A 26,037-nucleotide genomic window follows, 5' to 3' on the forward strand; every position below is an offset into this window, starting at 1 on the left:
CCAGCTGAGCTACTTAGCCATCTTTTTTGTTAGCACTTCATCGCTGAGTGCGGGGCGTATTATGCTGATATGACCCAAATCCGTCAACACCTTTTTTGCAAAAAAACACTTATCAGGGTTTGTTTGCAGGAAAATTAAGCTAAGCGGCTATTTTTTATTAAAAACGGTGTTTTTTTAACTGATTTAACGAGACTTATTTTTTTAATGATAGAGGAGAAATAAAAAAGGCCCGTAAAAACGAGCCTTTAAAATTATTAACAGTGGTAAGTTACAGTGGCATGTTGTTACACATTGAACAAGAAGTTCATTACATCGCCGTCTTTAACTATGTATTCTTTACCTTCTTGGCGCATCTTGCCTGCTTCTTTTGCACCACTTTCACCTTTATAAGTGATATAGTCATCAAAGGCGATAGTTTGTGCACGAATAAAGCCACGCTCGAAATCAGTATGAATCTTACCGGCAGCCTGTGGAGCCGTTGCGCCAATAGGAATTGTCCATGCACGTACTTCTTTAACACCTGCTGTGAAGTAGGTTTGTAATTGCAGTAGCTCATAACCACCGCGGATCACAAGGTTAAGGCCAGGCTCTTCAAGACCAAGATCAGCCATAAACTCTAGCTTATCTTCTTCATCAAGCTCAGAAAGCTCAGATTCTATTGCGGCACACACTGGTACAACAACAGCATTTTCAGCAGCAGCAATTTCACGTACGCGATCAAGGTGCGGGTTATTTTCAAAACCATCTTCGGCAACGTTAGCAATATACATTGTTGGCTTAATCGTTAAGAAGTTAACCGAACTAATGGCTGCTTTTTCTTCTTTAGTTAGTGCTAAAGAGCGCAACGTTAGGCCTTCATCAAGGTGTGCTTTTACTTTTTCAAGAACAGCATTTTGTTCTTTGGCGTCTTTATCGCCACCTTTGGCTTTTTTTGCATTACGGAAAATTGCTTTGTCAGCGCTATCCATATCGGCAAGTACTAGCTCGGTATTGATCACGTCAATATCATCTGCAGGATCAATTGTTCCCGCTACATGAATGACGTTTTCATCTTCAAAGCAGCGAACTACGTGACCAATTGCATCGGTTTCACGAATATTAGCTAAAAACTGATTACCAAGGCCTTCACCCTTTGATGCACCTTTTACTAGACCTGCAATGTCCACAAACTCCATACTGGTGGTTAGGATACGTTGCGGGTTAACAATTTTTGCAAGTTCGTCAAGACGAGGATCTGGTACCGGTACCACACCCGTGTTCGGCTCAATGGTACAAAAAGGAAAGTTAGCGGCTTCGATACCCGCTTTGGTTAATGCATTAAAAAGTGTTGATTTACCAACATTAGGCAAACCGACGATGCCACATTTGAAACCCATAGTTAAGATACCTTGTTTAGATCCGCTTAACCGATTATGGCTTAAACGAATGTAGTCTGTTTTGTGCTTTTAACACACCATCTTTTGCAAGTATTTCCATACAACGAACTGCTTCATCTACTGCGGCATCCATTTTTTCTTGGTCTTCTTTGGCTGCTTTTCCAAGCACCCATCCGGTGACCATTTCACGATGTCCAGGATGACCAATACCAACGCGCAAACGCATGAAATCTTTTTGATTTGCCATTTTTGCAATAATGTCTTTTAAGCCATTATGGCCACCGTGTCCGCCACCTTTCTTTAATTTGGCAACACCGGGTTCTAAATCCATTTCGTCATGGGCAACTAAAATGCTCTCAACAGGGATTTTGAAAAAGTTGGCTAAACTACCGACTGCTTTACCACTTAAATTCATATAAGTGGTGGGGATCAGTAATTTGAATTCTTGACCTTGGATGATCACTTTACCTGTAAGGCCGTGATACTTAGGCTCGTGTTTTAGCGTACAGTTGTAGCGTGCAGCGAGTTGCTCGATGAACCAAGCACCTGCATTGTGGCGAGTGTTTGCGTATTCGGGGCCTGGATTAGCCAGGCCCACAAGCATTTGAATAGAATTCAAGGTGCAAACCTTAAAAATTATTCTGCAGCTTCGTCTTCAACTGGCGCAGCTTTGTTAGCTTTGATAGTTACGATAGACTGGTCGTGATCAGCACCTTTCGCTAAATCAACAGATGAAACACCTGCAGGAAGTTTAACGTCAGAGATGTGTAGTGAATCACCAGCAACTAGGCCAGATACGTTAACTTCAACGAACTCAGGAAGTGACTTAGGAAGACACGTGATTTCGATTTCAGTTAATTGGTGAACTACAGTGTTACCTGCTTTAGTTACTACGTCTTCACCGATGAAGTGAACTGGCACTTTAGTGTGAAGTTTGTGAGCAGCATCTACACGTTGGAAGTCAAGGTGAGTGATTTTTGGCTTGAACGGGTGACGTTGGATATCTTTAAGGATAGCTTCAACTTTTTCACCAGCGATATCAAGAGTAAGAATGTGAGTGTAGAAACCTTCACTTTCTTGTGCTTTGATAATGTCTTTGTGTTCAAAAGTAAGTGATGCAGCTTCTTTGTCAGCACCGTAAAGGATAGCAGGAACTTTATCTTCACGACGTAGGCGGCGGCTCGCACCTGTACCTGTTTCTGTGCGTAATTCTGCATTAAATGTATATGTTTCGTTAGACATGATGTCTCCAATAAATAAATAGTGTAGGGCCTTTGCGACCAAGGTCCCTAGCCAAAAGGCGCGCTATCATACCACCACCATCAATTAAAAGAAACACGACAGATAAAAAAAGCGCCAATGAGGCGCTTTAATAAGTCAGTATACAATGTAACTACACGGCTTAGTGTTCGAACATCGCAGAGATTGACTCTTCATTACTAATACGACGAATCGTTTCCGCTAACATGTCTGCAAGTGTTAACACTTTAATTTTATCAATTGCTTTTAATTCAGCAGACAGTGGAATTGAATCAGTAACAATTACTTCATCAATAACAGAGTTACGAATATTTTCTACGGCTTTACCAGAAAGTACAGGGTGGGTTGCGTATGCAAATACACGCTTAGCGCCATGTTCTTTAAGTGCTTCAGCTGCTTTACATAAAGTACCGCCAGTGTCGATCATATCATCAACGATAATACAGTCACGACCTTCAACGTCACCAATAATATGCATAACTTGAGAAACATTCGCTTGTGGACGACGTTTATCAATAATTGCAAGGTCGGTATCGTTTAAAAGCTTAGCAATAGCACGAGCACGCACTACGCCGCCGATATCTGGTGATACAACAACAACATCATCAAACTGACGCTCTTTCATATCATCAAGTAGCACTGGGCTACCAAATACGTTATCAACTGGTACATCAAAGAAGCCTTGGATTTGCTCAGCGTGTAAATCAACCGTAAGAACACGGTCAACACCTACACTTGATAAGAAATCGGCAACAACTTTTGCTGTGATTGGCACACGGGCAGAACGTACTCGACGGTCTTGACGTGCATAACCAAAATAAGGAATGACGGCTGTAATACGACCTGCAGATGCACGACGTAAGGCATCAACCATAACGATAAGCTCCATCAAGTTATCGTTTGTAGGGGCACAGGTTGATTGCACAATAAAAACATCCGAGCCACGAACATTTTCATTAATTTGAACACTGATCTCACCGTCGCTAAAACGGCCAACAACAGCATCGCCTACTTCAATATATAAACGTTTTGCAACTTTTTGAGCTAACTCAGGTGTTGCGTTACCAGCGAAGAGCTTCATGTCAGGCACGGTAGGGTTCCTCAGGCACTGAATTTTTGGACTAATAAGTGATACATAAAGTACTGCTTATTAACTTAAACTAATTTACTTGTACGTTACTTCATTGCTTAAATGAATAGCGTTCAACTGCGTATGGGCAGGAGAGATATTAACGCTGCTGGCAATAAAACCGTCCCAATTATGGGGGAGATTTTCAAGAACATGTTGTGCTTCTTTTTGCGTGGCAAATTCAACAAAACAGCATGAACCTGTGCCAGTCATCTTCGACGGAGCGTATTTTAGCAACCACTGGAGGGTCTTTTCAACCTCAGGGCAGAGCTTTTTGACTAAAGGCTCACAATCGTTGCTTAATGTGTGCTGTTGCCAATCACCTTTTAGCTTCGGTGTATCACGTTTTAAATCGGGGTGAGTAAATATTTTGGCTGTGCTTACATGTTCACTAGGATGAACCACACAATACCATTTTGACGGCAGCTCAACATCGAGCAACTTCTCGCCAATACCTTGAGCTAGAGCGCTTTTGCCATTTATAAATACAGGCACATCGGCACCTAGCTGCACCCCCAGTTCTGCTAATTCAAGCAGCGATAATTGGCAGTGCCATAATTTATTAAGCGCTAAAAGCGTGCTTGCTGCATCGGAAGAGCCTCCGCCAACACCGCCACCCATAGGCAAAATTTTAGTTAAATTTATTTTTACACCCTGCGAAGAATTGGTGTGTTTTTGTAATAAAACAGCCGCTTTATAGATTAAATTATCTTGCAGGGGGATATCAAAGGTATCGCCTGTGATTTCAATCTCTGTTGTTTCACTCAAAGTAAAGGTGAGTTGATCGCCATAATTTAAAAATGTAAATAGGGTTTCAAGCTCATGATAGCCATCATCACGGCGACCATTTATGTGTAAAAATAAATTCAGTTTTGCCGGAGCGAGTAAAGAAAATGAAGTCATAGTGTGTTTATTTATGTTAGTCAAAGTGCCACTCATAGAGTTGAATTTTTATTTTAATATCGCGGTGTTTTAAAGTCAGCTTTTTCGGCAGCCAAAAACCGGCATATTGTTGGTAGTCAGCGTAATTGATTTGCCATTGAGCACCATCCGCTGTATGCCAAGTTACGCTCTTTGCGCGACCAAGTTCATCAACCTGTAGGCTTGAATCAATAACGGTGCCTTTTAACCAGTCATCAGCCCTGTCCATTGGGATGGTAAACCCTGTAAGTCTCGCAAGGAGACGTGATGCGTTTACATCATGATAAACTTCATCATCGTATTCAAGTTCAGCACCGTCACTATTTTGAGTTAATGCCAAAACACGGGTACCGATAAAACTAGTGAGAATTAATTGGTTTAATGCTTCCTGTTGTTGCCAATTTAAATTAGCAGATTGGCGTTCATCTGGGCTAATAAAGGCGAGTTTACCTTCTACTTGCCAATTGCTTTGTTGTGATAATTGCGACTTCCAGTCATCATAAAGGGCTGTTTGTGGCTGAATTTGCTGCGCGCAACCACTTAAAAATAAAAAAAAGATGAGTAAAATCAAATATAGTCGAATCAAATGTCGTTCCTTACTTTCCATATTCCGCTGATTTTTGGTAAAATTATCGTCTTTCACGCACGGCTTAGCAATATTTGGCACTTATGACCATAGTAGCACTTGGTATTAATCATAAAACCGCATCTGTAGAATTACGAGAAAAGGTTGCCTTTTCGCCTGAGCAATTGTCAGAAGCATTACAGCAACTGAGTGATCACGATCAGTTTAATGAAGCGGTTATAGTGTCAACCTGTAACCGAACAGAAATCTATTGTAGCCTTGCCCAGCAAAATTCCCAAATACTGTTGCAATGGTTAGCCAGTTTCCATGGTTTGGATGAATATGAACTGAGCAGTAATGTATATTGCCATCAAGATAACGAGGCGATTAATCATTTAATGCGGGTTGCGTGCGGACTCGACTCATTAGTGCTCGGTGAACCGCAAATACTGGGGCAAATTAAGCAAGCTTATAATAGTGCTAAAAATCATAACTCAGTCAGCGTAGTGTTTGATCGCTTGTTTCAAAAAACGTTCTCGGTCGCAAAACAAGTACGTACTGAAACGGATATTGGTGCTAGTGCGGTATCGGTGGCGTATGCTGCGGTTAATTTAGCCAAACATATATACGGTAAATTAGATAAAACGAAGGTATTGTTAATTGGTGCCGGCGAAACCATAGAATTAGTTGCTAAACATTTATATCAAAATGATCCGCAACAGATCACAGTAGCCAATCGCACCATTGAACGAGCGCGCTTATTAGCTGAGGAAGTGAATGCAGATATCATTGCATTAGCGCAATTACCAGAGCGTTTACATCAAGCTGACATTGTAATTAGCTCGACAGCCAGCACATTACCGATAATTGGTAAAGGTGTAGTTGAGCAAGCACTTAAACAGCGCCGTAATAAGCCTATGTTATTTATTGATATTGCAGTGCCGCGTGATATTGAAAGTCAAGTGGGTGAATTAGATGCTGCCTATTTGTATTCGGTTGATGACTTACAGACAATAGTAAGCGAAAATATCGCCTCAAGAGAGCAAGCCGCCGATGAAGCGCAGGATATTATAACTGAGCGCTGTACCGAGTTTGTAATGTGGATGCGTTCTCTCGACTCTGTCGACTTGATCCGTTCATATCGTCAAGATGTACATGATATAAAGTCTGAACTGGTTGATAAGGCAATTAGCCAATTAAATACCGGTAAAGACGCAGAAAAAATTATTTTAGAGCTGGCCAACAAATTAACCAACCGTTTGATGCACGCACCTACCCGTGCAATTCAAGATGCGGCAAAAAAAGGTGAAGTTGCTCAGTTAAGCCAATTAAAGAAAATGTTAGGTATTGATCAGGAATAGCAGTTACATGAAAGAGTCCGTATATCGTAAGTTAGAAACCTTAGTTGAGCGTTATGAAGAAGTACAAGCGCTGCTAAGTGACCCGTCTGTGATCAGCGATCAAAATCGCTTTCGTACACTTTCTAAAGAGTATTCAGAGTTAGAAGAAATTGTTAAAGCATTCCTTGCCTATCAGCAAACACAGGATGATGTAGCAACGGCTGAAGAAATGCTTAAAGATTCAGATCCTGACATGCGAGAAATGGCGCAAGAAGAATATAAAGAAGCGAAAGCACAGATTTTGGCAATTGAAGAGCAAATACAAGTGCTGATGTTACCAAAAGATCCACGAGACAATAATAACGTATTCTTGGAAGTTCGTGCTGGAACAGGTGGTGATGAAGCGGCAATTTTTGCCGGTGATCTGTTTCGTATGTATAGCCGTTATGCAGAAACCAAAAAATGGAAAGTGGAAGTGGTCAGCACCAATGAAGGTGAGCATGGTGGTTATAAGGAAGTTATTGCAAATATCAGTGGTGAAGGGGTGTACGGTCAACTTAAGTTCGAGTCAGGTGCGCATCGAGTACAGCGTGTACCAGAGACCGAATCACAAGGGCGCGTTCATACATCAGCCTGTACAGTGGCGGTGATGGCTGAAATTCCGGAAGCTGAAGCAATTCAAATTAATACAGCAGACATAAAAGTTGATACCTTCCGCGCCTCAGGTGCTGGGGGCCAGCACGTAAATAAAACAGACTCAGCTATTCGTATTACTCATTTACCAACGGGAGTTGTGGTTGAGTGTCAAGATGAGCGGTCACAGCATAAAAACCGTGCGAAAGCGATGTCAGTCCTTGCTGCACGCCTGCAACAAGCTGAAGATGAAAAACGCCACGCTGCAGAAGCTTCCGAGCGTCGTAACTTAGTTGGTAGTGGCGATCGTTCAGAGCGTATTCGTACTTATAATTACCCGCAAGGACGTATAACTGATCACCGTATTAATTTAACACTGTATCGTTTAAATGAAGTTGTAGCAGGTGATTTAGGCTGTGTTATCGAACCATTAATGCAAGAGCATCAGGCAGACTTACTTGCTGCGATGGGTGATGAATAATTGTGACAGACACGGTTGAAAGCGCTGTAACACGAGCTACTTTGTTGTTGCAAAGTAGCAGTGATAGCGCAAAACTTGATGCGCAAGTGTTATTACTCGATGTGTTACAAAAACCTCGAAGTTATTTATTTAGTTGGCCAGAACATCATCTTAGTGATGCGCAACAACAGCAATTTGACGAGTATTGTCAGCGGCGTTTAAATGGCGAACCAGTAGCTCACATTACGGGGTTGCGGGAGTTTTGGAGCTTGCCTTTGCAAGTTAACCCAACCACCTTGATCCCGCGTCCTGATACTGAAACACTGGTAGAGCATGCTCTAGGTTTAGCTCTCCCCACAACTGCCAAAGTACTTGATTTAGGCACTGGTACTGGCGCAATAGCCCTTGCATTGGCCAGCGAAATGCCTGATTGGCAAATAACTGGTGTTGACAGAGTGGCTGATGCAGTTTCACTGGCGAATACAAATAAACAGCGATTGGGTTTTACTAACGTGAACTTTGTGCAAAGTAATTGGTTTAGTCATGTTGCTGCACAACAGTTTGATTTAATAGTTAGTAACCCGCCGTATATTGAACATGATGATATTCATTTAAGCCAAGGTGATGTGCGTTTTGAACCGCTATCTGCACTGGTGGCCGATGATGACGGAATGGCAGACATTAAATATATTATTACTCAAGCTCGCGATTTTTTAGTCCCAAATGGTACGCTTTTAATTGAGCATGGATATCAACAAAGTACTAAAGTGCATAGTTTTTTTGCACAAATGGCGTATACAAATATACTTACAGTTAAAGATTTAGCAGATAATGATCGTGTAACGCTTGCACAGTGGCCTGGATAACTATAAAAATTACGGTGCGAGAGCAGCATTAATGCCTTTGAGGACTCAGTATGATGGATGATTTTTTATTTTCGGACGAACCGCAAGAAGAGGTTTGTGAAGTGATAAAGGGAACATGGAAAGTTATTATAGTTGATGATGAGCCCGAGGTTCATGCTGTAACAAAGCTAGCATTAAGTGATTTTGAATTTCAAGATAAACGTTTAGAGTTTATTAGCGCATACTCAGGCAGTGAAGCAAAGATACAAATAGATGAAAACCCAGATGCAGCCGTGGTGCTACTTGACGTAGTAATGGAAACCGATGACGCAGGTTTAAAAGTTGCGCAATACATTCGTGAAGTTGCAAAAAATAATCATATTCGTATTATCCTTCGTACAGGCCAGCCAGGCCAAGCTCCAGAACGGCAAGTTATCGTTAACTACGATATTAATGACTACAAATCGAAAACGGAACTCACAGCACAAAAGTTATTTACAGTGGTAATGTCGAGCCTGCGTTCTTACCGTGACATTTTATCAATTGAGCAGTCTCGCCAAGGGCTTGAAAAAATAATAACAGCATCCAGAGATATCTTTTCAGCCCATTCACTTGATCACTTTATTGAAGGGGTAATGCAACAACTAACGTCGTTGTTAGGCACTGTTGACCAAGCCATGTATGCAACGAGTTTAGTCGCAGGAAATCCACAGGATAATCAACATAAGTTGGTCGTTTTTTCTGGACGAGGCGATTTTGAGCGCAGTGAAGGTAAAGCAATTGAAGAAGTGCTTAATACGGAGCAACTTTCGGCGTGTAGACAAGCGCTCAGAGATAAAACCATAGTTTATAAAGATAATTATCTGTTTGCATACTGTTGCAGTGAGCATAACCATAATTCAATGTTATTTATTTCTGGGATCCCTAAATATTTAACAGACACACAGCGGCATTTAATTGAGATATTTTCGCAAAATGTACAACTTGCGTATGAGAATGTGCAATTGCAATCGGAAATTGAAGCGACTCAACAAGAACTCGTGCTTCGTTTAAGTGAAGCGCTCGAGCAGCGCTCTACTGAAACAGGGAATCATGTTAAACGGGTTTCACATATTTGTAATACATTAGCTTTGGGTTATGGTTTATCAAAGCGCGAGGCAGAGCTTGTGCGCTTAGCTTCGCCATTGCATGATGTTGGTAAAGTCGGTATTCCAGATGCTATTTTAAATAAGCCCGCTAAATTGACCGATGAAGAGTGGGAAGTGATGAAAACTCACACCCAAAAAGGCTATTTAATTCTACAAGGTTCGCGCCGAGAAATTGTTAATGCGGGAGCTGAGATTGCACGTGATCACCATGAGAAATGGGATGGTACGGGTTACCCACAAGGGCTTAAAGGTTTTGACATTCATGTGTTTGGACGCATTGTCGCACTTGCTGATGTATATGATGCACTACGCCATAAACGCTGTTACAAACAGGCGTGGACTGTTGATGATGTCGTTCATGAAATTAACCAACAAAAAGGCAAGCACTTTGAGCCTAAGTTAGTTGATGTGTTTAATGCACACCTTGAAGAACTTGAACAAATATTGGCGCGTTTTCCAGATTAAAAATTTTTTAACATTAATGAGTAGTTAGGGGCATATGGATTATTTAGCAGTAAAACACACACACATGGCAATCGCAGTTTTAAGCATTGTTTTATTTTATATTCGTTCATTTTCTCGATTAGGCAGTGGTGCTATCGCTAAAAATAAATTGGTGTTTATTGGCAGTCATGCCACAGATACCTTGTTACTTATTTCAGCCATCAGTTTAATGGCGATTGCTAAAATAAATCCGCTAGAACAAATGTGGTTACTCGAAAAAATTGTACTTGTAATTGCTTATATCGCTTTGGGCATTATTGCCAGTAAACAGCAAAAAATCAGCGTTAAAGTGTTGTTTTTAGTTGCAACAACAGTGGTGATAGCGCTAATTGGTAAATTGGCTGTTACTAAAACGGCTTTATTTCTTTAAAGTTATGACTGTGCAATGGCTATTTCTTGCCTTTGCACAGTAAACTTAACTACGGCGTTGGTATCTGCTTTAAAAACTAGGTAAACTAGTCGTTCATTTTCTATTTAAGATGTTGCCGTATAAATGACCACCCCTTGGTTTGAAGATCAAAATGAACCCTATCAAGATGAGGCTTTTGACACATTCGCACCCCAAGCGTTGTATCGTTGCATCAGCGCTGAAGCGAAGTGGGATCCCCATGCCGATTTAAGTGATAGCTTTGCCACCTTAAACGACTTTGAAACGCAAGTCACCGAACTGTGTCAACAACACGACGACATTCACGATCGTTTTGACGCGATAGTTGACATGTTTTTTACGCAGTGGTTATTTAGCGTGTCTAGCCTGAAAGTTCCCGAATATACCCTTAATAGCTTTAGCTATATGTTAAGTATGCGCAGTGGCTCAGAAACTACGTTAGCAATTTTACTTTGCCACTTACTTAATCATGCTGACTTTGATGCCAATGTGACAATTAATAATAGTGAAATAAATGTCCATGTTGCCATCAGTGATGAAGAAGGGTATTTGTTGGAGCCAAGTTCTGGGCAGCAAAGTTGGTATATCATTCCTGAAAACGCCAGTGAAGAAAATGGTGATGAGCAAGAGCCTCTTGAGCTTATTTTTGACGAAGAAGTGTACAAACTTTATTTAGCGCAACAAAAGTGGGCGTTCATTTCGAGCAATAAGTTTGGTCATGCTTTGAGCTGCGTTGAGATGTTAATGGAGCTAATAGGCGATGACCCGTACGAAAGGCGCGACAGAGGCTATTTACTTAACCAGTTAGATTGTCCGAAAATGGCACGTGACGACTTACAATTTTTTATCGATGAGTGCCCAGATGATCCTGCGATTGAAATTATCCAGCATCAACTTGAAGAACTTGAAGATAATCACAAAACTCACCATTAACTTTTTAAGGAATTTACATGGCTGACGCCCATACGGCCCTGATCACCAATGACGCAGTTGTCTTTGGTTTACTCGCAGTAATATTAGGCTTTATTTTTAAAACATCGAACAGTCAAAATAGTGCACTGAAAAAGTTTTACAAATATGTCCCAGCATTACTACTGTGCTATTTTTTACCCTCACTACTTAACACGTTTGGCATTGTTGATGGTCATTCATCCAATGTGTATTTTGTTGCATCACGTTATTTACTGCCTGCTTGTTTAATATTACTGACTATAAGTATTGATTTAAAAGCGATTATTAACCTAGGTCCAAAAGCATTAATTATGTTTTTAACCGGTACTGTGGGGATTGTTATTGGCGGCCCACTGGCTATTTTGGTCATGAGTGCAGTGTATCCGGAAGCTGTTGGCGGCCATGGTCCAGATGCAGTATGGCGTGGGATGACGACCATTGCAGGTAGTTGGATTGGTGGTGGTGCAAACCAAGCGTCGATGAAAGAGATGTTTGAAGTAGGGGGTGATATATTCTCTGCTATGGTTACGGTTGATGTGATCGTCGCTAATTTATGGATGGCAGTATTACTACTAATGGCTGCTAATCACAAAGCTATAGATGCAAAAACTGGTGCTGATACTAGCGCAATTGAAGAGTTAAAAAACCGGGTTGAAAAATACCAAGCAGAGCATGCCCGTATGCCAACAATGAATGATTATATGATGATCATTGCTATTGCATTTGGTATTACTGGGCTTGCTCATTTTTGCGCCGACTTCTTAGGGCCTTATTTTGGGGCTAATTTCCCATGGGCACAAGAGTACAGCTTAAACAGTAAATTCTTCTGGTTGATCGTAATTTCGACGACCATTGGTATTACATTGTCGTTTACTAAAGTGCGCCACATTGAAGCGTTTGGAGCATCAAAAGTCGCCTCTTGCTTTTTATATATTCTCGTTGCTTCTATTGGTTTGCATATGAATATCACTGCAATAGTCGAATCGCCAATGTATTTTGTGATAGGTTTAATTTGGATGCTCACCCATGCCAGCTTAATGTTAATTGTTGCTAAAATAATTAAAGCACCGTTATTTTATATGGCGGTTGGTTCGCAAGCGAATGTCGGCGGCGCTGCATCAGCGCCTGTAGTGGCATCAGCATTTCACCCGTCGCTTGCACCAGTTGGCGTGTTACTCGCCGTACTTGGTTATGGCGTGGGGACTTACATGGCGTATATTTGTGGATTAATGATGCAAGCAGTTGCACCTTAAGGAATGAAAAATGAATAACCATTTAATAAAAATTAATGATATTGAATTGGCAAACGAAAAGCCGTTTGTACTGTTCGGTGGCATGAATGTTTTAGAATCACGCGATCTAGCGATGCGTATTGCTGAGCATTATGTTGAAGTGACCACTAAGCTTAATATTCCTTATGTGTTTAAAGCCTCGTTTGATAAAGCAAACCGCTCATCAATCAACTCATATCGTGGACCGGGTATGGAAGAAGGTTTACGAATTTTTGAAGAAATTAAAAAAACCTTCAATGTACCTTTGATCACCGATGTGCATGAACCACATCAAGCCGCTCCCGTCGCTGAAATAGTTGATATTATTCAATTACCGGCCTTTTTAGCACGACAAACTGATTTAGTAGTAGCAATGGCGAAAACTGGTGCGATTGTTAACGTTAAAAAACCGCAGTTTTTAGCCCCACATGAAATGCGTCACATCATTACTAAATTTAATGAAGCGGGGAATAACAATGTTATTCTGTGTGAGCGTGGCTCGAGTTTTGGTTATAACAACCTAGTGGTTGATATGCTTGGCATGGATGACATGAAGCCAATGGCGCCGGTTATCTTTGATGCAACGCATGCATTACAACGCCCAGGCGGACGTGCAGATTCAGCGGATGGTCGCCGTGCACAAGCGGCAGAACTTGCCCGTAGTGGTATGGCATTAGGTATTGCCGGTTTATTTATCGAAGCGCATCCGAATCCTAATGAAGCGAAATGTGATGGCCCATGTGCATTGGCTTTAAGTAAGCTGGAAGGCTATTTAAGTCAAATGAAAGCGGTTGATGATTTAGTTAAAAGCTTTGCACCGCTTGATACAAGTGCCAGCGATTTATAATGCGTGATTCATAAATAGTTAAAAAGCGGCTTAGGTCGCTTTTTTATTGCCTTGAATATATAATTCACCCATAAGAAAAACTAATTCTAAGTTTGGTTGCTATGTCTCGTCGTGTTCCCCCATTAAACGCCTTAAAAGCATTTGAAGCTGCAGCTCGTCACTTGAGCTTTACCAAAGCGGCGGAAGAGTTATATGTCACGCAGGCGGCGGTGAGTCATCAAATTAAAACCTTAGAAGAGCACCTTGGTTTAAAGCTTTTTCTACGTAAAAATCGTTCATTATTACTGACCGAAGAAGGGCAAGGGTACTTTTTAGATATTAAAGAAATATTTACTCAGCTTATTGATGCCACAGAAAAGTTGTTAGCACGTGGCGCGAAAGGGTCATTAACAGTTAGTTTGACCCCAAGCTTTGCTATTCAATGGTTAGTACCGCGATTGAGCTTATTTAATGAATTGCACCCTGAAATTGATGTGCGCATAAAAGCCCAAGATCAAGATGAAAACTCACTGACTGATGATGTCGATGTTGCTATTTATTATGGACGTGGTCATTGGAGTGGGGTGCAAACCCATAAACTTCATACCGAATATTTAGTGCCGCTGTGCAGCCCCATGCTATTAACTGGGCCAAAACCATTAAATCAACCCAGTGATCTAGCGCATCATACTTTATTGCATGATACCACGCGAAAAAATTGGAAAACCTGGATGAAGACCGCAGGTGTACGCAACGTGCAAGTAAACCAGGGGCCCATTTTTAGCCACTCATCCATGGTGCTACAAGCCGCCGTACATGGCCAAGGTGTTGCTATTGGCAATAGCGTACTTGCTAAACCCGACATTGACGCTGGACGCTTAGTCATTCCATTTAATCATAGTTTAGAAAGTAAAAACGCTTACTATTTAGTCAGCCGCGAAACGCAATCTGAGCTAGGTAAAATCGTGTCGTTTAAAGAATGGATGTTAAGCCTAGTTGAACAAGAGCAAGAGTATTAAATAATGATTGAATGGATCAAAAGTAAGTCACCCGCGAAAGCGCAGTTTATGTTTGCCCACGGTGCGGGTGCAGGAAGTGATTCTGAATTTATGCAACAGATTGCGCAATTAATTGCAGCGCAGGGTATTGATGTTGGCTTGTTTGATTTTGAATATATGCAAATCGCTAAGCAAACTAACAAACGCAGACCACCGGATCGGGCTCCTAAATTACTGGATTATTTTGAGCGAATATTAACCATGGCACAGCCTGAACTACCGCTGTTTATTGGTGGTAAGTCAATGGGCGGGCGTATGGCATCAATGCTTGCCAGTGAAGCGCGAACCTCAACACCGGCCATTGCAGGTGTATTGGCATTTGGTTATCCATTTCATCCACCAGGTAAGCCTGACAAGTTACGTATTGATCACTTTGGTAAAATAGCGTGCCCGTTTATGGTGCTGCAGGGAGAACGTGATACGTTTGGCACCCGTGAAGAGTTAACTCAGATGCAGCTTGATAAGCGTCCTGACTTTGTGTGGCTGCCAGATGGCGATCATTCATTAAAACCACGTAAACGCAGTGGTTTTACGCAAGAAGGCAATCAGCAAATCGCGGCAGATCAGGCGGTGAGTTTTATTAAACAGTACATTTAGCTGGAGCAATTATGATTAAACTATTTTTAATGGCAGGTAGCTTATTTTGTATGCTGGCTGTGGTGTTGGGTGCATTCGCAGCCCATGGTTTAAAAAGCCGAGTGTCTGAATACGCAATTGGCGTATTTAAAACTGCGGCAGAATATCAGATGGTGCATGGCCTTGCGTTAATTGCGGTTGCCATTTTAATTAAGTGGGGAATTAACTTAAGTTGGGCTGGTTGGTTTATTATCACAGGTATTGTGCTTTTTAGTGGCAGTTTATATTTATTAGCAATCACCGGGCAAAAGTGGCTAGGGCCAATTACGCCGCTTGGCGGAGTCTGCTTGATCATTGGTTGGGCTATTTTATTAGTGCAAGTGGCACGCTTCAAGTTTTAATAGAGAATATCGCGCAAGTGCGCAATTAAAGGGTTTTTATGTCAAGTGTAGTGATTTACTGTCGCAGTGGTTTTGAAAATGATGCCGCTGCTGAAATAACATTTCATGCCGCAGAGCAAGGTTTTGCAGGGTATGTAAAAGCAAAGCCAAATACCGGCTATGTTATTTATGAATGCTTTGAAGCACAGCATAGCGACGAAATCATCAAAAAAGTTGATTTCAAAAATATGGTGTTTGCTCGTCAATGGTTTGCAGGCACTTTACTTGAAAATATGCCTGTTGAAGACCGGGTTGGCGAAATTGTAAAAGCAGCCGTCGATTATCCGCTTTGCTCAGAGCTGCGTGTAGAAACACCAGACACTAACGAAGGCAAAGAGCTGTTAACCTTCTGCAAAAAAATATCAACCCCTCTTAAAAAAGCGTTAGAGAAACAAAATACCGTGCTACGCGAACCAAAAGCAAATCGCCCAGTAATGCATGTGATGTTTTTATCGAATAACACGGCGTATGTTGGTCATTCTTATAGCTATAATAATTCGCCATTTTTTATGGGAATATTACGTTTGCGGATGCCAAGTGATGGGCCAAGTCGCTCAACGTTAAAGCTCGATGAGGCATTTAATGTATTTATCCCGCCTAATGAGGTTGAAGCTCGTGTACAAGCTGGTATGCGCAGTGTTGATTTAGGTGCCTGCCCTGGCGGTTGGACCTATCAATTAGTGCGTCGTGGTATGTTTGTCAGTGCTATTGATAACGGCCCAATGAATGACGATTTAATGGAAACAGGGCAAGTTAAGCATTTTCGTGTCGATGGCTTTAAGTACCGTCCTGAAAAAAGAAATATCACTTGGTTGGTATGCGATATGGTAGAAAAACCAACTAAAGTAACTAGCCTGATGATTGACTGGGCGGTCAACGCTTATGCGAAAGAGCTAATATTTAATTTAAAGCTACCCATGAAAAAACGTTTTGACAGTGTTTATGAGTGTTTAACGATGATCAAAGAAGAGCTCGATAAATACGGTATCAGTTATGAATTACAAGCTAAGCACCTTTATCATGACAGAGAAGAAGTAACCGTTCATTTGAACGTGACTAAAGTGCCACAGAGCTTATACAGCTAAAAAGTATGGTCCAGTGTAAAATGCAAAAAGCACAGCCTTGGCTGTGCTTTTTAGTAACTTCCTTTAATTGCGGTAATGAGGCCGGTAATTATCAACCCATAACCGTGTTGCACCACAAACTGCAACGGGCATTACGATCAGGTTTATGATAGGTATTGCAGTCAATAGCATGACGGCCAACCCAAATCCATACGATAAACCTTGTTTTTTCTTTAGATCTTGCTTCATTTCTCGAAAGCCGATTTTATGGTTATCAAACGCATAATCTTTATATTGCACTGCGTACATCCAGCAGGTGAACATAACCCACAGTACCTGACCAATTACAGGGAGTATCCAGAGTAAAATAAAAAAGCCGATTGCGCGCGGTAAGTAATAGCAAAGCTTAGTCCACTCGCGGCCAAGCATGCGTGGCACATCCTTAACGATATCGGCTAAACCATCATCATTTATTTTTTGACCCGTTAAATATAATTCAACTTTTTCGCTGAGTAAGCCATTAAATGGTGCAGCAATAAAGTTAGTGATCACCGTAAACACCATGCTGTAGCTAAATAAAATAACTAATACAGCAATTGGCCACATTAGCCACTCGAGCCAACTTAGCCATGTTGGCAACAGATTAGTTAAATAAGCAAAACCTTCAGTAAGCCAGCCGTATAAGAAGAATAATGAGCTACCAAACAGCACTATATTGATCAATAAAGGAATGAACACAAAGCGCTTTAGGCCTTTTTGAGTGATCAATTTAAAGCCCGAAAAAAAATACTCCATACCTTGCGTAAACTGCACGTGAAAACCTCAGATCATATCAACATTGCCCACAGTATAAATTGCTCAGCTTTTTTGAACAGTATTTTTGCGTAACAAAGTGTTTAAGGTTAAGCTTCAATACAATTGCACCTATTAAACAAGATAAACCATATTGTTCCTTAAAGTGATCATGAATACCAAAGTTTTTGAGCTGGTTGGGTATATACTAACGGCTACTTTATAAATGAGTCACTTTTAATGTCTAAGGTATTTATTATCGGGCTGCCCAGAACAGGCACAACGAGTATTAGTGTTGCGCTATTAGATATGGGGTTGTTAGTTGCTCATACTGCGTTTACAAAAAAAGCGTTTGAAAAGGCTGATGCAGTATCTGATGCGCCCTGTTTTAGTGATTATATGCACTTAGACACATTATTCCCCAACTCAAGGTTCGTTTATTTAAGCCGAGGTTTAGAGCAATGGCTGCCATCAATAGCTATGTTGCTTGAAAAAATGGCACCGCATTTGTGCCTTAAAACAGGCCATTTTAGCCCAGTCTTAAAACGCAGCTTTCACCAAACATTTCCTAATATTCACCCACTGACTGAGTGTCAGTTAGCAGCTTGTTATACACAACATCAACATGCCGTATTAGAATATTTTAAAGGTCGTGATAATTTTCTCTCCCTTGATGTGAGCGAGCCGGGTAGTTTGTTAAAACTAAAACAGTTCTTGGGTATGCCGACAGATGGCGATACTAATTTTGCGAAATTAAATGTTGGCCGAAATGTCGCCAACTGGCGTGAATATAAACACCCCAATAAAGTGAATGCCAACTTGGCAGGCGCAGAGCACCGTAAGTTTTTTGATTACGGTTGATTTTCAGCTGATTGTGGCTCTTCACTATCTACTGAACTGCGAACGTTGCCACTGCTGTAAAAGGTAAGTTGGCCGATCAAGTCAGGCACGAGTCGCTCGCTATTATAATCATAAATTTTATTCATTTGAGCTATGTGAAATACGTTTTCGATACGGGCAATATTTTTTAGTGCCCAGGCTTCAACTGAATCAGAGTGGATAAACTGTTCAGGCATTTTCTCTTTATCATCAAGTAGTGTTTGCCATAATTCGTTTTGAATTTGTGCAGGCGTGCCAGTGAACTGCTCTAGAGTATCATTTATCCAGCCCATGCTAATGTCGTTATAGGCGCTTAGGATATTGTTATAAAGCTCACGTCTATTAGAGTCTGAGCTTATATTGTCTTGTTGGGCGACAAACTTACCGTTGTCCATTTGGTAATATTGTTTATTCGCTTGATAATTAGTTTGTTGTGCAAGATAGTCTAATAAGTTTGGCTCACTGGCTTTATCAACGTCATTGAGCATGGCTAATACATCATCGTTTTGATGGGTTTTCAACAGACTCATCATGTCGATCACACTGCTGCTTTGCTCAAGTGTACTGTCAGACAGGTGGTCGTTTAATTGGATAAGCTGGCTTTCGCTCAGAGTTTTTTCAATTAATAAATCGGCATAGTTATTTGCTAACTCATACTTTGCTGTGTTGGCGCTATAGTTTGATTTAAACCAATTAATGTTTTCAGGCATGCTGATCATTTCTAATGTTTCATTACCATGTTCATTCTCACCGATTGGTGACATTGGCTTTTCATAATCATTCCCTTGCTGTAATAGTTCACCCATCGTTGAGATTGTACTACTTAGGGCATCATCTGAGAGTTTGCTTAAAGAAGAAATTAATTGCTCGCTAATATTGTTGTTTTCTAGACCAAATAAATGACTTGAGGTTTTGACAGCAAATTGGGTAAATGCAGTAAGTTCTTCATCACTCATCTTTTGTACGAGTTCAAGTAATTCAGCGGTTGGCCTTAGGTGTTGAAACATATTTTTCAACTCCCCATCTAGACGATCCACCTGATCTAAAAAAGCATTAATGTCATCGTGATCTGTAAAATCACCATAGCGGTAGCTCGGCTGTGTGATTGCTTCTCCCATGTTAATGGTATTACTAGAAACGATACTGTGATGTTTCATACCCAAATAGGAAGAGGGCGTATAGTCTAAGTTAAACCTACGGCCTTTAAAGGGGTCATGCAAGGGCGTACTTGCTGCGCTTTCCAGTTTTGATAAGTTACCTTGTGGTTCGATAAGAGTCGTTGCAGTTTTAAATTCAGCGGCCCGATTAGCAGACATTTTCTGTAACGCTATCTGCTGTATTTGGTTAAAATTAGTTAGTTTCATTGTTATTCCTTTAACGATACCTTATATAACTTATCGGCGCTGCACGATAGAACTTGATGTTACAGCTTGTTATTTTATAAAACTTTAATATATACAGTAACTAACAGAGTATTAAAATACAGTCACAAGACAAAAGTAGTAACAAATAAAGGTATAAATAAACGATAAATCTGAGATTCTGGGTTGTTCATTTGTCGCAATTAGGTATAGTTTGCTATCAAATTATAATTATAAATTAGAGCTTTTATGCAGTTAGTCGACTTAACCCCTAATGATCAGGATGTGATTAATGTTTTCTCGGATATCGATAGACTTATAAACTCTCTGTATCCGGTTGCTACGGCCCAATCGTTATCAGTTGAAGAACTTGGCCAGCCAAATGTCTATGCGATTGGCTTAAAGAATGAAGATGGTATTGTCGCGTGTGGCGCAATTGTTAAACAGTTCGATACCGTCCCCTATGGTGAAATACGCCGCTTGTATGTGAAGCCAAGTTATCGTGGCAAAGGCTTATCTCGGCGCATTATGCAAATTTTACTGCATCATGCAGGTGAGGAGCAAATTCCTTTGATCCGGCTGGAAACTGGACCAAAACAAAAGAAATCAATTAGCCTTTATGAAAACTTAGGCTTTCAACATTGCGGCCCGTTTGGTAGCTACACTGAAAATCCGCAAAGCTTATTTATGGAACTAGGCTTGAATCAATAACTTTTCTTTTTAGATATAAATAATGTGGGGATTAACATAGGCTGATCCCCAAATTATGCTTCATACACCTTGCCATTCTATCGACACTAAAACTCACTCGTTACGAGCAAAAATACTTGTTGGACTTGATAAGCTATTTTTCTTTTAATGCGCGCAACAGCCGTAAGGCATTCATTAAATAAAAGAGAAAGATAAATGAAAGAGACAACATCACTAGAACAAGCTCGCACGAGTTACAATGTTCGTCATTGGAGCCAAGGTTTTTTTGGTATTAATGATCAAGGTGATGTGTATGTTGCGCCAAAGGCTGATGCCCCAGAGCAAACCATTGCACTTATTGATATCGCTAAACAACTAGAAGACAAAGGCTTAAGTTTACCAGCCTTGGTTCGTTTTCCACAAATTTTGCATCATCGCGTACACAGTTTATGTGCGGCATTTAATACCGCAATTGAAAGCTATGGTTACCCTAAAGATTATTTGCTTGTTTATCCGATAAAAGTAAACCAACAACGTGAAGTGGTTGAAGAAATTGTTGCCAGCCAAGCCAATATTGAAAAGAAACAACTAGGGTTAGAAGCAGGTAGTAAGCCGGAGTTATTAACGGTATTAGCCTTAGCTGAAAAAACCAGTGCAGTGATTGTGTGTAACGGCTACAAAGATCAAGAGTATGTGCGTTTAGCGCTAATTGGTGAAAAGTTAGGCCATAAAGTGTATATCGTGCTTGAGAAATTGTCTGAGCTGGATATGGTACTTAGCCAAGCTAAAGAGCTTAACGTCAAACCACGCATTGGTATACGCGTACGTTTAGCATCACAAGGTAAAGGTAAGTGGCAAGCCAGTGGCGGTGAAAAATCAAAATTTGGTTTATCGGCTTCACAAGTATTACATGTTGTGAACCGCTTAAAAGAAACTGATCAGCTTGATTTAGTACAGTTAGTGCATTTTCATTTAGGTTCGCAAATGGCCAACATTCGCGATGTACGTTTAGGTGTGAGTGAAGCTGCGCGTTTTTATTGTGAACTACGTAAACTTGGTGCTCATATTGAGTGTTTAGATGTAGGCGGCGGTTTAGCGGTTGATTATGACGGTACTCGTAGCCAATCTCACAACTCGATGAACTACAGTTTGGCAGAGTATGCGAATAATATAGTGTACACCATAGGTGATATCTGTAAGCAATACGAGCAGCCGTTCCCGACTATTATTTCAGAGTCAGGGCGTGCATTAACTGCGCATCATGCCGTGCTTATTTCGAACGTGATCGGCACTGAAAGCTATGTGCCAGAAGAAATTCAGGCTCCTGCTGAAGACGCACCGCTACTGTTAAAAAATATGTGGACCTCATGGCAGCAACTGCATGTGTTGACGGACGACCGTGCATTAATTGAGATATACCATGATAGCCAAGGTGATTTAGCTGAAGCGCATAACCAGTTTGCGATGGGCTTATTAGATTTAACCCAACGTGCATGGGCAGAACAAATTAACCTACGTGTCTGTTATGAACTTAATAAACACATGGATAATAAAAACCGTTTTCATCGTCCGATTATTGATGAACTTAATGCGCGGTTAGCGGATAAGTTTTTTGTTAACTTCTCATTGTTTCAGTCACTGCCTGATGCGTGGGGAATTGATCAAGTGTTTCCAGTATTACCATTAAGTGGTCTGACTGAAGCACCACAACGTCGTGCGGTATTATTAGATATTACGTGTGACTCAGACGGTGCACTTGATCATTACGTTGATGGTCAAGGCATTGAGAGCACTTTACCAGTGCCTGCATTTAGTGCAGAAAAACCGTATTTAATGGGCTTTTTCTTAGTGGGCGCGTATCAAGAGATTTTAGGTGATATGCATAACCTTTTCGGTGATACACATAGTGCGATGATCACTATGGATGACCAAGGAGAAGCAAGTATCGTAGAAATTAATCAAGGTGACACAGTGGCAGATATGATGCGCTATGTGCACTTAGATGTTGAAGGTTTTCAATCTTCATATGCACAGCTGGTGGCTGCAAAACTACCACAAGCTGAGCAACAAAGCGTGCTTGATGAATTACAAGCGGGTTTAGACGGTTATACTTATTTAGAAGAGCTTTAATATGGGCACCTTGTTTGATCACCCAGATCACTCATTGTATTCCAATGGCATGACGTTCTTACGTCAGCCAATGGTACAAAATATCACTGATATCAATGCGGATGTTGTTGTCTTGGGTTTGCCATTTGATATGGCAACCTCGGGGCGGCCAGGTGCGCGGTTAGGCCCTGATGCGATTCGTAGAGCGTCAGTGCATTTAGCATGGGAAGAAACAAAATACCCGTGGACGTTCAAATTATTTGAACGTTTAAAAGTAGCGGATGCCGGGGATTTTACTTACCCAGTTGGTGATGCTGAGTACTTTACCGCTAAGCTTGAACAAGCGGCCACAGGTATTTTAAGCCAAGGCAAAACAATTTTAGGGTTAGGGGGCGATCATTTTGTAACCTTACCTTTATTGCGCGCGCACGCTAAACGTTTTGGTAAAATGGCGTTGGTGCACTTTGATGCCCACACAGATACCTACAGTAATGGCTCTCGCTATGACCACGGTACCATGTTTTATCATGCGCCAAAGGAAGGGTTGATTGATGTTGAACACAGCATTCAAATAGGTATTCGTACTGATTTTGACCAAAGCAAACATGAGTTTGCAGTGATTGATGCGATGACCGCTAATGATTTATCGGCGCAAACGATTGCTGAGCAGATTAAAGCGAGAGTGGGTGATTTACCTGTGTACATCACCTTTGATATAGATTGCTTAGATCCGGCATTCGCGCCAGGTACTGGCACGCCAGTCTGTGGCGGCTTAACCAGTGACAAAGTACTTAAAGTATTACGTGCTCTGAAAGGCATTAATATGATTGGTATGGACGTGGTTGAAGTGTCCCCCTCGTATGATCAAAGTGAATTAACTGCCATTGCCGCAGCCACTATTGCCAGTGAACTTTTGCATTTATGGGCACTAAAGCACAAATATTAATATGTTTTAATTCAGATTAAAAAGCGCCAATTTGGCGCTTTTTTTGTATGCTAATAAAGGTGTTATGAAAACTTCATATTATGCTTTTTGGCATAAAGTAAACAGACTGGTACTTCAATGACCAGATAAGTTAAAAAGGTGAACCAAAACCAATTCATTTCAAACCATAGCCAATTAAATGCTATGTGCGAATTGTAATAAAGGCTGCCTGCGATGGTTAAAGTGATCGCTGTGGCAAATAAATCCTGTATCGATACTTTTTTAAAATCATTCCCCGCAAAGCGTGGGTAAATAAAACCATATCCTAGCACAATCATGATAGCGGCTAAAATAATTAGCGTTAACTCAGGTGTCATTTTGGCTTATATTGCCTCGCATAATCAATTCGCTCTTGTGAGCTTGGGTGTGTTGATAAGTATTCTAACCAGCTATCATCAAGTTTAGCCTTTTCATCTAAGCGTGTTTGCAGGGCTTCAATTGCATCAGCAAAATCATGACTAGAGTAACCTAATGTAATTAATTTTTCGATGGCGTATTGATCGGCTTCGCGTTCCATATCCCGTGAAAATGCTTGCTGTAAAAAAGATGAGCCAGAGCCCAAAACCACCTCTGTAATACCTTCTAAGTCACCAAAAATAACCGCGAGTACAATACTACTAGCTGCCGCTTGGGCGGTCAGGCGAATACCATGCTGGTACTCAACATGACCAATTTCATGTAATAAAATTGCGCGTAGTGCGTCCGGCTTATCATTTAAGAGCTTAACAAGCTCATCGGTAACAACAACGCGGCCATGTGGCAGTGCAAACGCATTAGCCGACAAGTAGTCTGATTTATAAAATGAGAGTCTAAATTTAGCGGCATCTAAATTCAGCTGCTTGAGCATCGTTTGCCATTGTAACTGTAATGCTGATTGCTGGTCTTCAGTGAGCATTGTTGGCTCTAAAGCAACTTTCACAATCACAGTGAGAGCTTGCTCTCCCATATTTTCAACGGTACTAGGTGAGGCTAAGCTTACGCTATATACCGCGATGGCTGGGATGCCTCGGTATAAAATAAACCATAATAGCAGTGGCGTTAAGATAATTGACAGTAAAATAAGCGCTTTATTTTTTTCTAAGCGTTCAGTAAGTCCCTGTTTATCTGGAGCAAACGGCCAGCGAAAATGTATATCCTGGGGCACAAAGCGGCCCCCTTCAGAAAAGCTGATTGCGGATGCAATACCCGGCAAAGGGCTTTCTGACTGGCAATCTGCAAGTGGTGAAGACAGTATAACTTGTTGCTGAGAGTCAATAAGTTGCAAGTATTCGCCAGTGATACTAGCGCTGCATTGTTGATGCTGGCTGCTATTAGGGTAGTAATAGCAGCCAGTGATAGGAAAATCACTCATTTAAGTAAGCGAAATATCAATATCAAACACATTTGCCGCTTCTTCAGCAAATGATGATTGCTCTTGTTGTGCCGTATCAATAATTGAAAGGGCACCGCTGTAGATGGTCACCTCTGTCGCTTTTGCGAGTAGCCGTGCTTTACGTATTTTTGCCCATGGATAAGCCATACTTAAACTAAAGATAATTGCTAATGTATTAGTAAACAGAAGCATTGCGTAGTCAGCAGCTTTTAAATCTGATTTAAAGCTGGTCACATCGCTAAACTCGCTACTGTTAAAAATATGATTACGAATAATTGATTGATAAACTGCACTGATCAAGGTCAGAAACGCAATATATAAAGCCATGATCAGTAATGGAAAAAATATTGTCGAGATACTTAAGCTCTTTGCATCAACATTACCTACACTCATCGCAACACCGCTAAGCCCTGCAAAAATACCAAAGATCACTAGGCCTGCGATGGCGACTCCGATTGTAATAAGTGTAGCCATATAATAGGTTTCACCTTTGAGATTCACATTGATAGCTTTATTACCGTAGCTGATATTTTCATGTAAATATTGATCCATACGTTTTAGCGCGTAAGGCAGTAATAAATACAATGTGAATACACTGGCGATAGGCAATAGTACAAAGTTAACGAATGCGTCGCCGTAGTTGCCAGAAAATGCAAAACGTACGTTACGATGGCGGGTCATACGCATATTAAAACGTAGGCCTTGGTTGATTATCCAAGGCATAGCCAATAAAAAACCGAGTGCGAATAAAAGTCCAATTAATGGTAATAACTGTACAACAAGGCTATAAATTACAAATACTACCACCGCTAAAATACGACCTTTGAGAATTTGTATTGGGGTGGCTAAGTAATCAAAACTATGGCCATCGATTTGGGTGTTACCATAAAAATAACGATAGGTGCGTACTTTAGCCCATGCCGAATAAATACCGAGGGTTAAAATGCTCAGCAGAATATTAACTGTCCAAATACCAAAAAATTCACCAGCTTGACCACTAAATTGGACTCGGCCTTGAAAAATAGTTGAGCTTGTTGCAGTTGAGGGTGATTCAGTTGAATGTGTGGTGGGTTCCATTTTATTTCCAGTTCCTT

Annotated in this window: 27 protein-coding genes; 16 read left to right on the forward strand and 11 right to left on the reverse strand. The window is 40.9% G+C overall.

All coding sequences use genetic code 11. The features are described 5' to 3' along the window. Nucleotides 1-284: 284 nt before the first annotated feature. The 6 genes from ychF to lolB all read right to left on the reverse strand — a co-directional run bounded on the left by ychF (nt 285) and on the right by lolB (nt 5,272). On the reverse strand, nt 285-1,376 hold the full coding sequence (ychF, locus tag CWB85_RS16045) for a redox-regulated ATPase YchF (protein WP_016707908.1): 1,092 nt from the start codon (nt 1,374-1,376) through the stop codon (nt 285-287). 34 nt (nt 1,377-1,410) lie between these two features. Continuing rightward, nucleotides 1,411-1,995 (reverse strand): aminoacyl-tRNA hydrolase, encoded by a 585-nt coding sequence (gene pth / locus CWB85_RS16050; RefSeq protein WP_016707907.1) that lies wholly within the window; start codon nt 1,993-1,995, stop codon nt 1,411-1,413. A 17-nt stretch (nt 1,996-2,012) separates the two neighbouring features. Further along, a complete protein-coding gene (locus CWB85_RS16055) occupies nt 2,013-2,618 on the reverse strand; it encodes a 50S ribosomal protein L25/general stress protein Ctc (protein ID WP_016707906.1) in 606 nt (201 codons plus the stop codon). Between the two features lie 160 nt (nt 2,619-2,778). Continuing rightward, entirely contained in the window at nt 2,779-3,726 is a 948-nt protein-coding gene (locus tag CWB85_RS16060; protein WP_016707905.1) for a ribose-phosphate pyrophosphokinase, read from the reverse strand. Nucleotides 3,727-3,801: 75 nt separating this feature from the next. Then, nucleotides 3,802-4,668: a 4-(cytidine 5'-diphospho)-2-C-methyl-D-erythritol kinase gene (gene ispE, locus CWB85_RS16065; RefSeq protein ID WP_138555429.1), complete on the reverse strand. Its 867-nt coding sequence runs from the start codon at nt 4,666-4,668 to the stop codon at nt 3,802-3,804. Nucleotides 4,669-4,684: 16 nt separating this feature from the next. Then, on the reverse strand, nt 4,685-5,272 hold the full coding sequence (gene lolB / locus CWB85_RS16070) for a lipoprotein insertase outer membrane protein LolB (RefSeq protein ID WP_138555430.1): 588 nt from the start codon (nt 5,270-5,272) through the stop codon (nt 4,685-4,687). An 83-nt stretch (nt 5,273-5,355) separates the two neighbouring features. Here lolB and hemA point away from each other — a divergent pair, with 83 nt between their 5' ends. The 12 genes from hemA (at nt 5,356) to rlmM (ending at nt 16,776) form a co-directional block, all read left to right on the forward strand. Continuing rightward, nucleotides 5,356-6,612 (forward strand): glutamyl-tRNA reductase, encoded by a 1,257-nt coding sequence (gene hemA, locus CWB85_RS16075; protein WP_029216073.1) that lies wholly within the window; start codon nt 5,356-5,358, stop codon nt 6,610-6,612. A gap of 7 nt (nt 6,613-6,619) precedes the next feature. Continuing rightward, nucleotides 6,620-7,705 carry a peptide chain release factor 1 gene (gene prfA, locus CWB85_RS16080; protein WP_016707901.1) on the forward strand — a complete coding sequence of 362 codons (1,086 nt, stop codon included), beginning with the start codon at nt 6,620-6,622 and terminating at the stop codon, nt 7,703-7,705. 2 nt (nt 7,706-7,707) lie between these two features. Then, on the forward strand, nt 7,708-8,550 hold the full coding sequence (prmC, locus tag CWB85_RS16085) for a peptide chain release factor N(5)-glutamine methyltransferase (protein ID WP_138555431.1): 843 nt from the start codon (nt 7,708-7,710) through the stop codon (nt 8,548-8,550). Between the two features lie 50 nt (nt 8,551-8,600). Then, nucleotides 8,601-10,142: a response regulator gene (locus CWB85_RS16090; RefSeq protein ID WP_016707899.1), complete on the forward strand. Its 1,542-nt coding sequence runs from the start codon at nt 8,601-8,603 to the stop codon at nt 10,140-10,142. A 34-nt stretch (nt 10,143-10,176) separates the two neighbouring features. Next, complete coding sequence (locus CWB85_RS16095; protein ID WP_138555432.1) at nt 10,177-10,551, forward strand: SirB2 family protein; 375 nt, start codon at nt 10,177-10,179, stop codon at nt 10,549-10,551. Nucleotides 10,552-10,674: 123 nt separating this feature from the next. After that, nucleotides 10,675-11,502, forward strand: coding sequence for a tetratricopeptide repeat protein (locus CWB85_RS16100; protein WP_016707897.1), 828 nt, complete (start codon nt 10,675-10,677; stop codon nt 11,500-11,502). 17 nt (nt 11,503-11,519) lie between these two features. Beyond that, nucleotides 11,520-12,773, forward strand: a complete 1,254-nt coding sequence (locus CWB85_RS16105) for a DUF819 family protein (RefSeq protein WP_016707896.1) — start codon at nt 11,520-11,522, stop codon at nt 12,771-12,773. Nucleotides 12,774-12,783: 10 nt separating this feature from the next. Beyond that, nucleotides 12,784-13,638 carry a 3-deoxy-8-phosphooctulonate synthase gene (gene kdsA, locus CWB85_RS16110; protein WP_016707895.1) on the forward strand — a complete coding sequence of 285 codons (855 nt, stop codon included), beginning with the start codon at nt 12,784-12,786 and terminating at the stop codon, nt 13,636-13,638. A gap of 101 nt (nt 13,639-13,739) precedes the next feature. Next, nucleotides 13,740-14,636, forward strand: a complete 897-nt coding sequence (locus CWB85_RS16115; protein WP_016707894.1) for a transcriptional regulator GcvA — start codon at nt 13,740-13,742, stop codon at nt 14,634-14,636. A 3-nt stretch (nt 14,637-14,639) separates the two neighbouring features. After that, nucleotides 14,640-15,272, forward strand: coding sequence for an alpha/beta family hydrolase (locus tag CWB85_RS16120; protein WP_138555433.1), 633 nt, complete (start codon nt 14,640-14,642; stop codon nt 15,270-15,272). An 11-nt stretch (nt 15,273-15,283) separates the two neighbouring features. Further along, nucleotides 15,284-15,652 (forward strand): DUF423 domain-containing protein, encoded by a 369-nt coding sequence (locus tag CWB85_RS16125; protein ID WP_016707892.1) that lies wholly within the window; start codon nt 15,284-15,286, stop codon nt 15,650-15,652. Nucleotides 15,653-15,690: 38 nt separating this feature from the next. Beyond that, nucleotides 15,691-16,776 (forward strand): 23S rRNA (cytidine(2498)-2'-O)-methyltransferase RlmM, encoded by a 1,086-nt coding sequence (gene rlmM, locus CWB85_RS16130; RefSeq protein WP_138555434.1) that lies wholly within the window; start codon nt 15,691-15,693, stop codon nt 16,774-16,776. Between the two features lie 63 nt (nt 16,777-16,839). Here rlmM and cysZ read toward each other — a convergent pair whose 3' ends face one another. Then, nucleotides 16,840-17,550: a sulfate transporter CysZ gene (gene cysZ / locus CWB85_RS16135; RefSeq protein WP_374991035.1), complete on the reverse strand. Its 711-nt coding sequence runs from the start codon at nt 17,548-17,550 to the stop codon at nt 16,840-16,842. A gap of 237 nt (nt 17,551-17,787) precedes the next feature. Between cysZ and CWB85_RS16140 the strand changes: the two genes are divergently transcribed. Further along, nucleotides 17,788-18,408 carry a sulfotransferase gene (locus CWB85_RS16140; RefSeq protein ID WP_171039028.1) on the forward strand — a complete coding sequence of 207 codons (621 nt, stop codon included), beginning with the start codon at nt 17,788-17,790 and terminating at the stop codon, nt 18,406-18,408. Here the strand turns inward: CWB85_RS16140 and CWB85_RS16145 are convergent. Continuing rightward, a complete protein-coding gene (locus CWB85_RS16145; RefSeq protein WP_138555436.1) occupies nt 18,399-19,790 on the reverse strand; it encodes a hypothetical protein in 1,392 nt (463 codons plus the stop codon). The genes CWB85_RS16140 and CWB85_RS16145 overlap by 10 nt on opposite strands. Before the next feature lie 246 nt (nt 19,791-20,036). On the opposite strand from CWB85_RS16145, the gene CWB85_RS16150 reads away from it, so the two are divergent. The 3 genes from CWB85_RS16150 to speB all read left to right on the forward strand — a co-directional run bounded on the left by CWB85_RS16150 (nt 20,037) and on the right by speB (nt 23,532). Further along, nucleotides 20,037-20,498 (forward strand): GNAT family N-acetyltransferase, encoded by a 462-nt coding sequence (locus tag CWB85_RS16150; RefSeq protein ID WP_016707887.1) that lies wholly within the window; start codon nt 20,037-20,039, stop codon nt 20,496-20,498. Nucleotides 20,499-20,693: 195 nt separating this feature from the next. Then, nucleotides 20,694-22,607 (forward strand): biosynthetic arginine decarboxylase, encoded by a 1,914-nt coding sequence (gene speA, locus CWB85_RS16155; protein ID WP_016707886.1) that lies wholly within the window; start codon nt 20,694-20,696, stop codon nt 22,605-22,607. A 1-nt stretch (nt 22,608) separates the two neighbouring features. Beyond that, nucleotides 22,609-23,532 (forward strand): agmatinase, encoded by a 924-nt coding sequence (speB, locus tag CWB85_RS16160; protein WP_016707884.1) that lies wholly within the window; start codon nt 22,609-22,611, stop codon nt 23,530-23,532. 62 nt (nt 23,533-23,594) lie between these two features. On the opposite strand, the gene CWB85_RS16165 is transcribed toward speB, so the two are convergent. From CWB85_RS16165 to CWB85_RS16175, 3 genes are read right to left on the reverse strand one after another with little or no spacing between them, the layout of a single operon-like run. After that, a complete protein-coding gene (locus CWB85_RS16165) occupies nt 23,595-23,888 on the reverse strand; it encodes a hypothetical protein (protein ID WP_016707883.1) in 294 nt (97 codons plus the stop codon). Continuing rightward, nucleotides 23,885-24,922, reverse strand: a complete 1,038-nt coding sequence (locus CWB85_RS16170; protein ID WP_138555437.1) for a M48 family metallopeptidase — start codon at nt 24,920-24,922, stop codon at nt 23,885-23,887. Before CWB85_RS16170 ends, CWB85_RS16165 begins: the two co-directional genes overlap by 4 nt. Beyond that, nucleotides 24,923-26,020 carry a YjgN family protein gene (locus CWB85_RS16175; RefSeq protein ID WP_138555438.1) on the reverse strand — a complete coding sequence of 366 codons (1,098 nt, stop codon included), beginning with the start codon at nt 26,018-26,020 and terminating at the stop codon, nt 24,923-24,925. Between the last annotated feature and the right edge of the window lie 17 nt (nt 26,021-26,037).

The organism is Pseudoalteromonas sp. S1727 (assembly GCF_005886375.1).
In the GTDB taxonomy this organism is placed as follows: Bacteria; Pseudomonadota; Gammaproteobacteria; order Enterobacterales; family Alteromonadaceae; genus Pseudoalteromonas; species Pseudoalteromonas haloplanktis.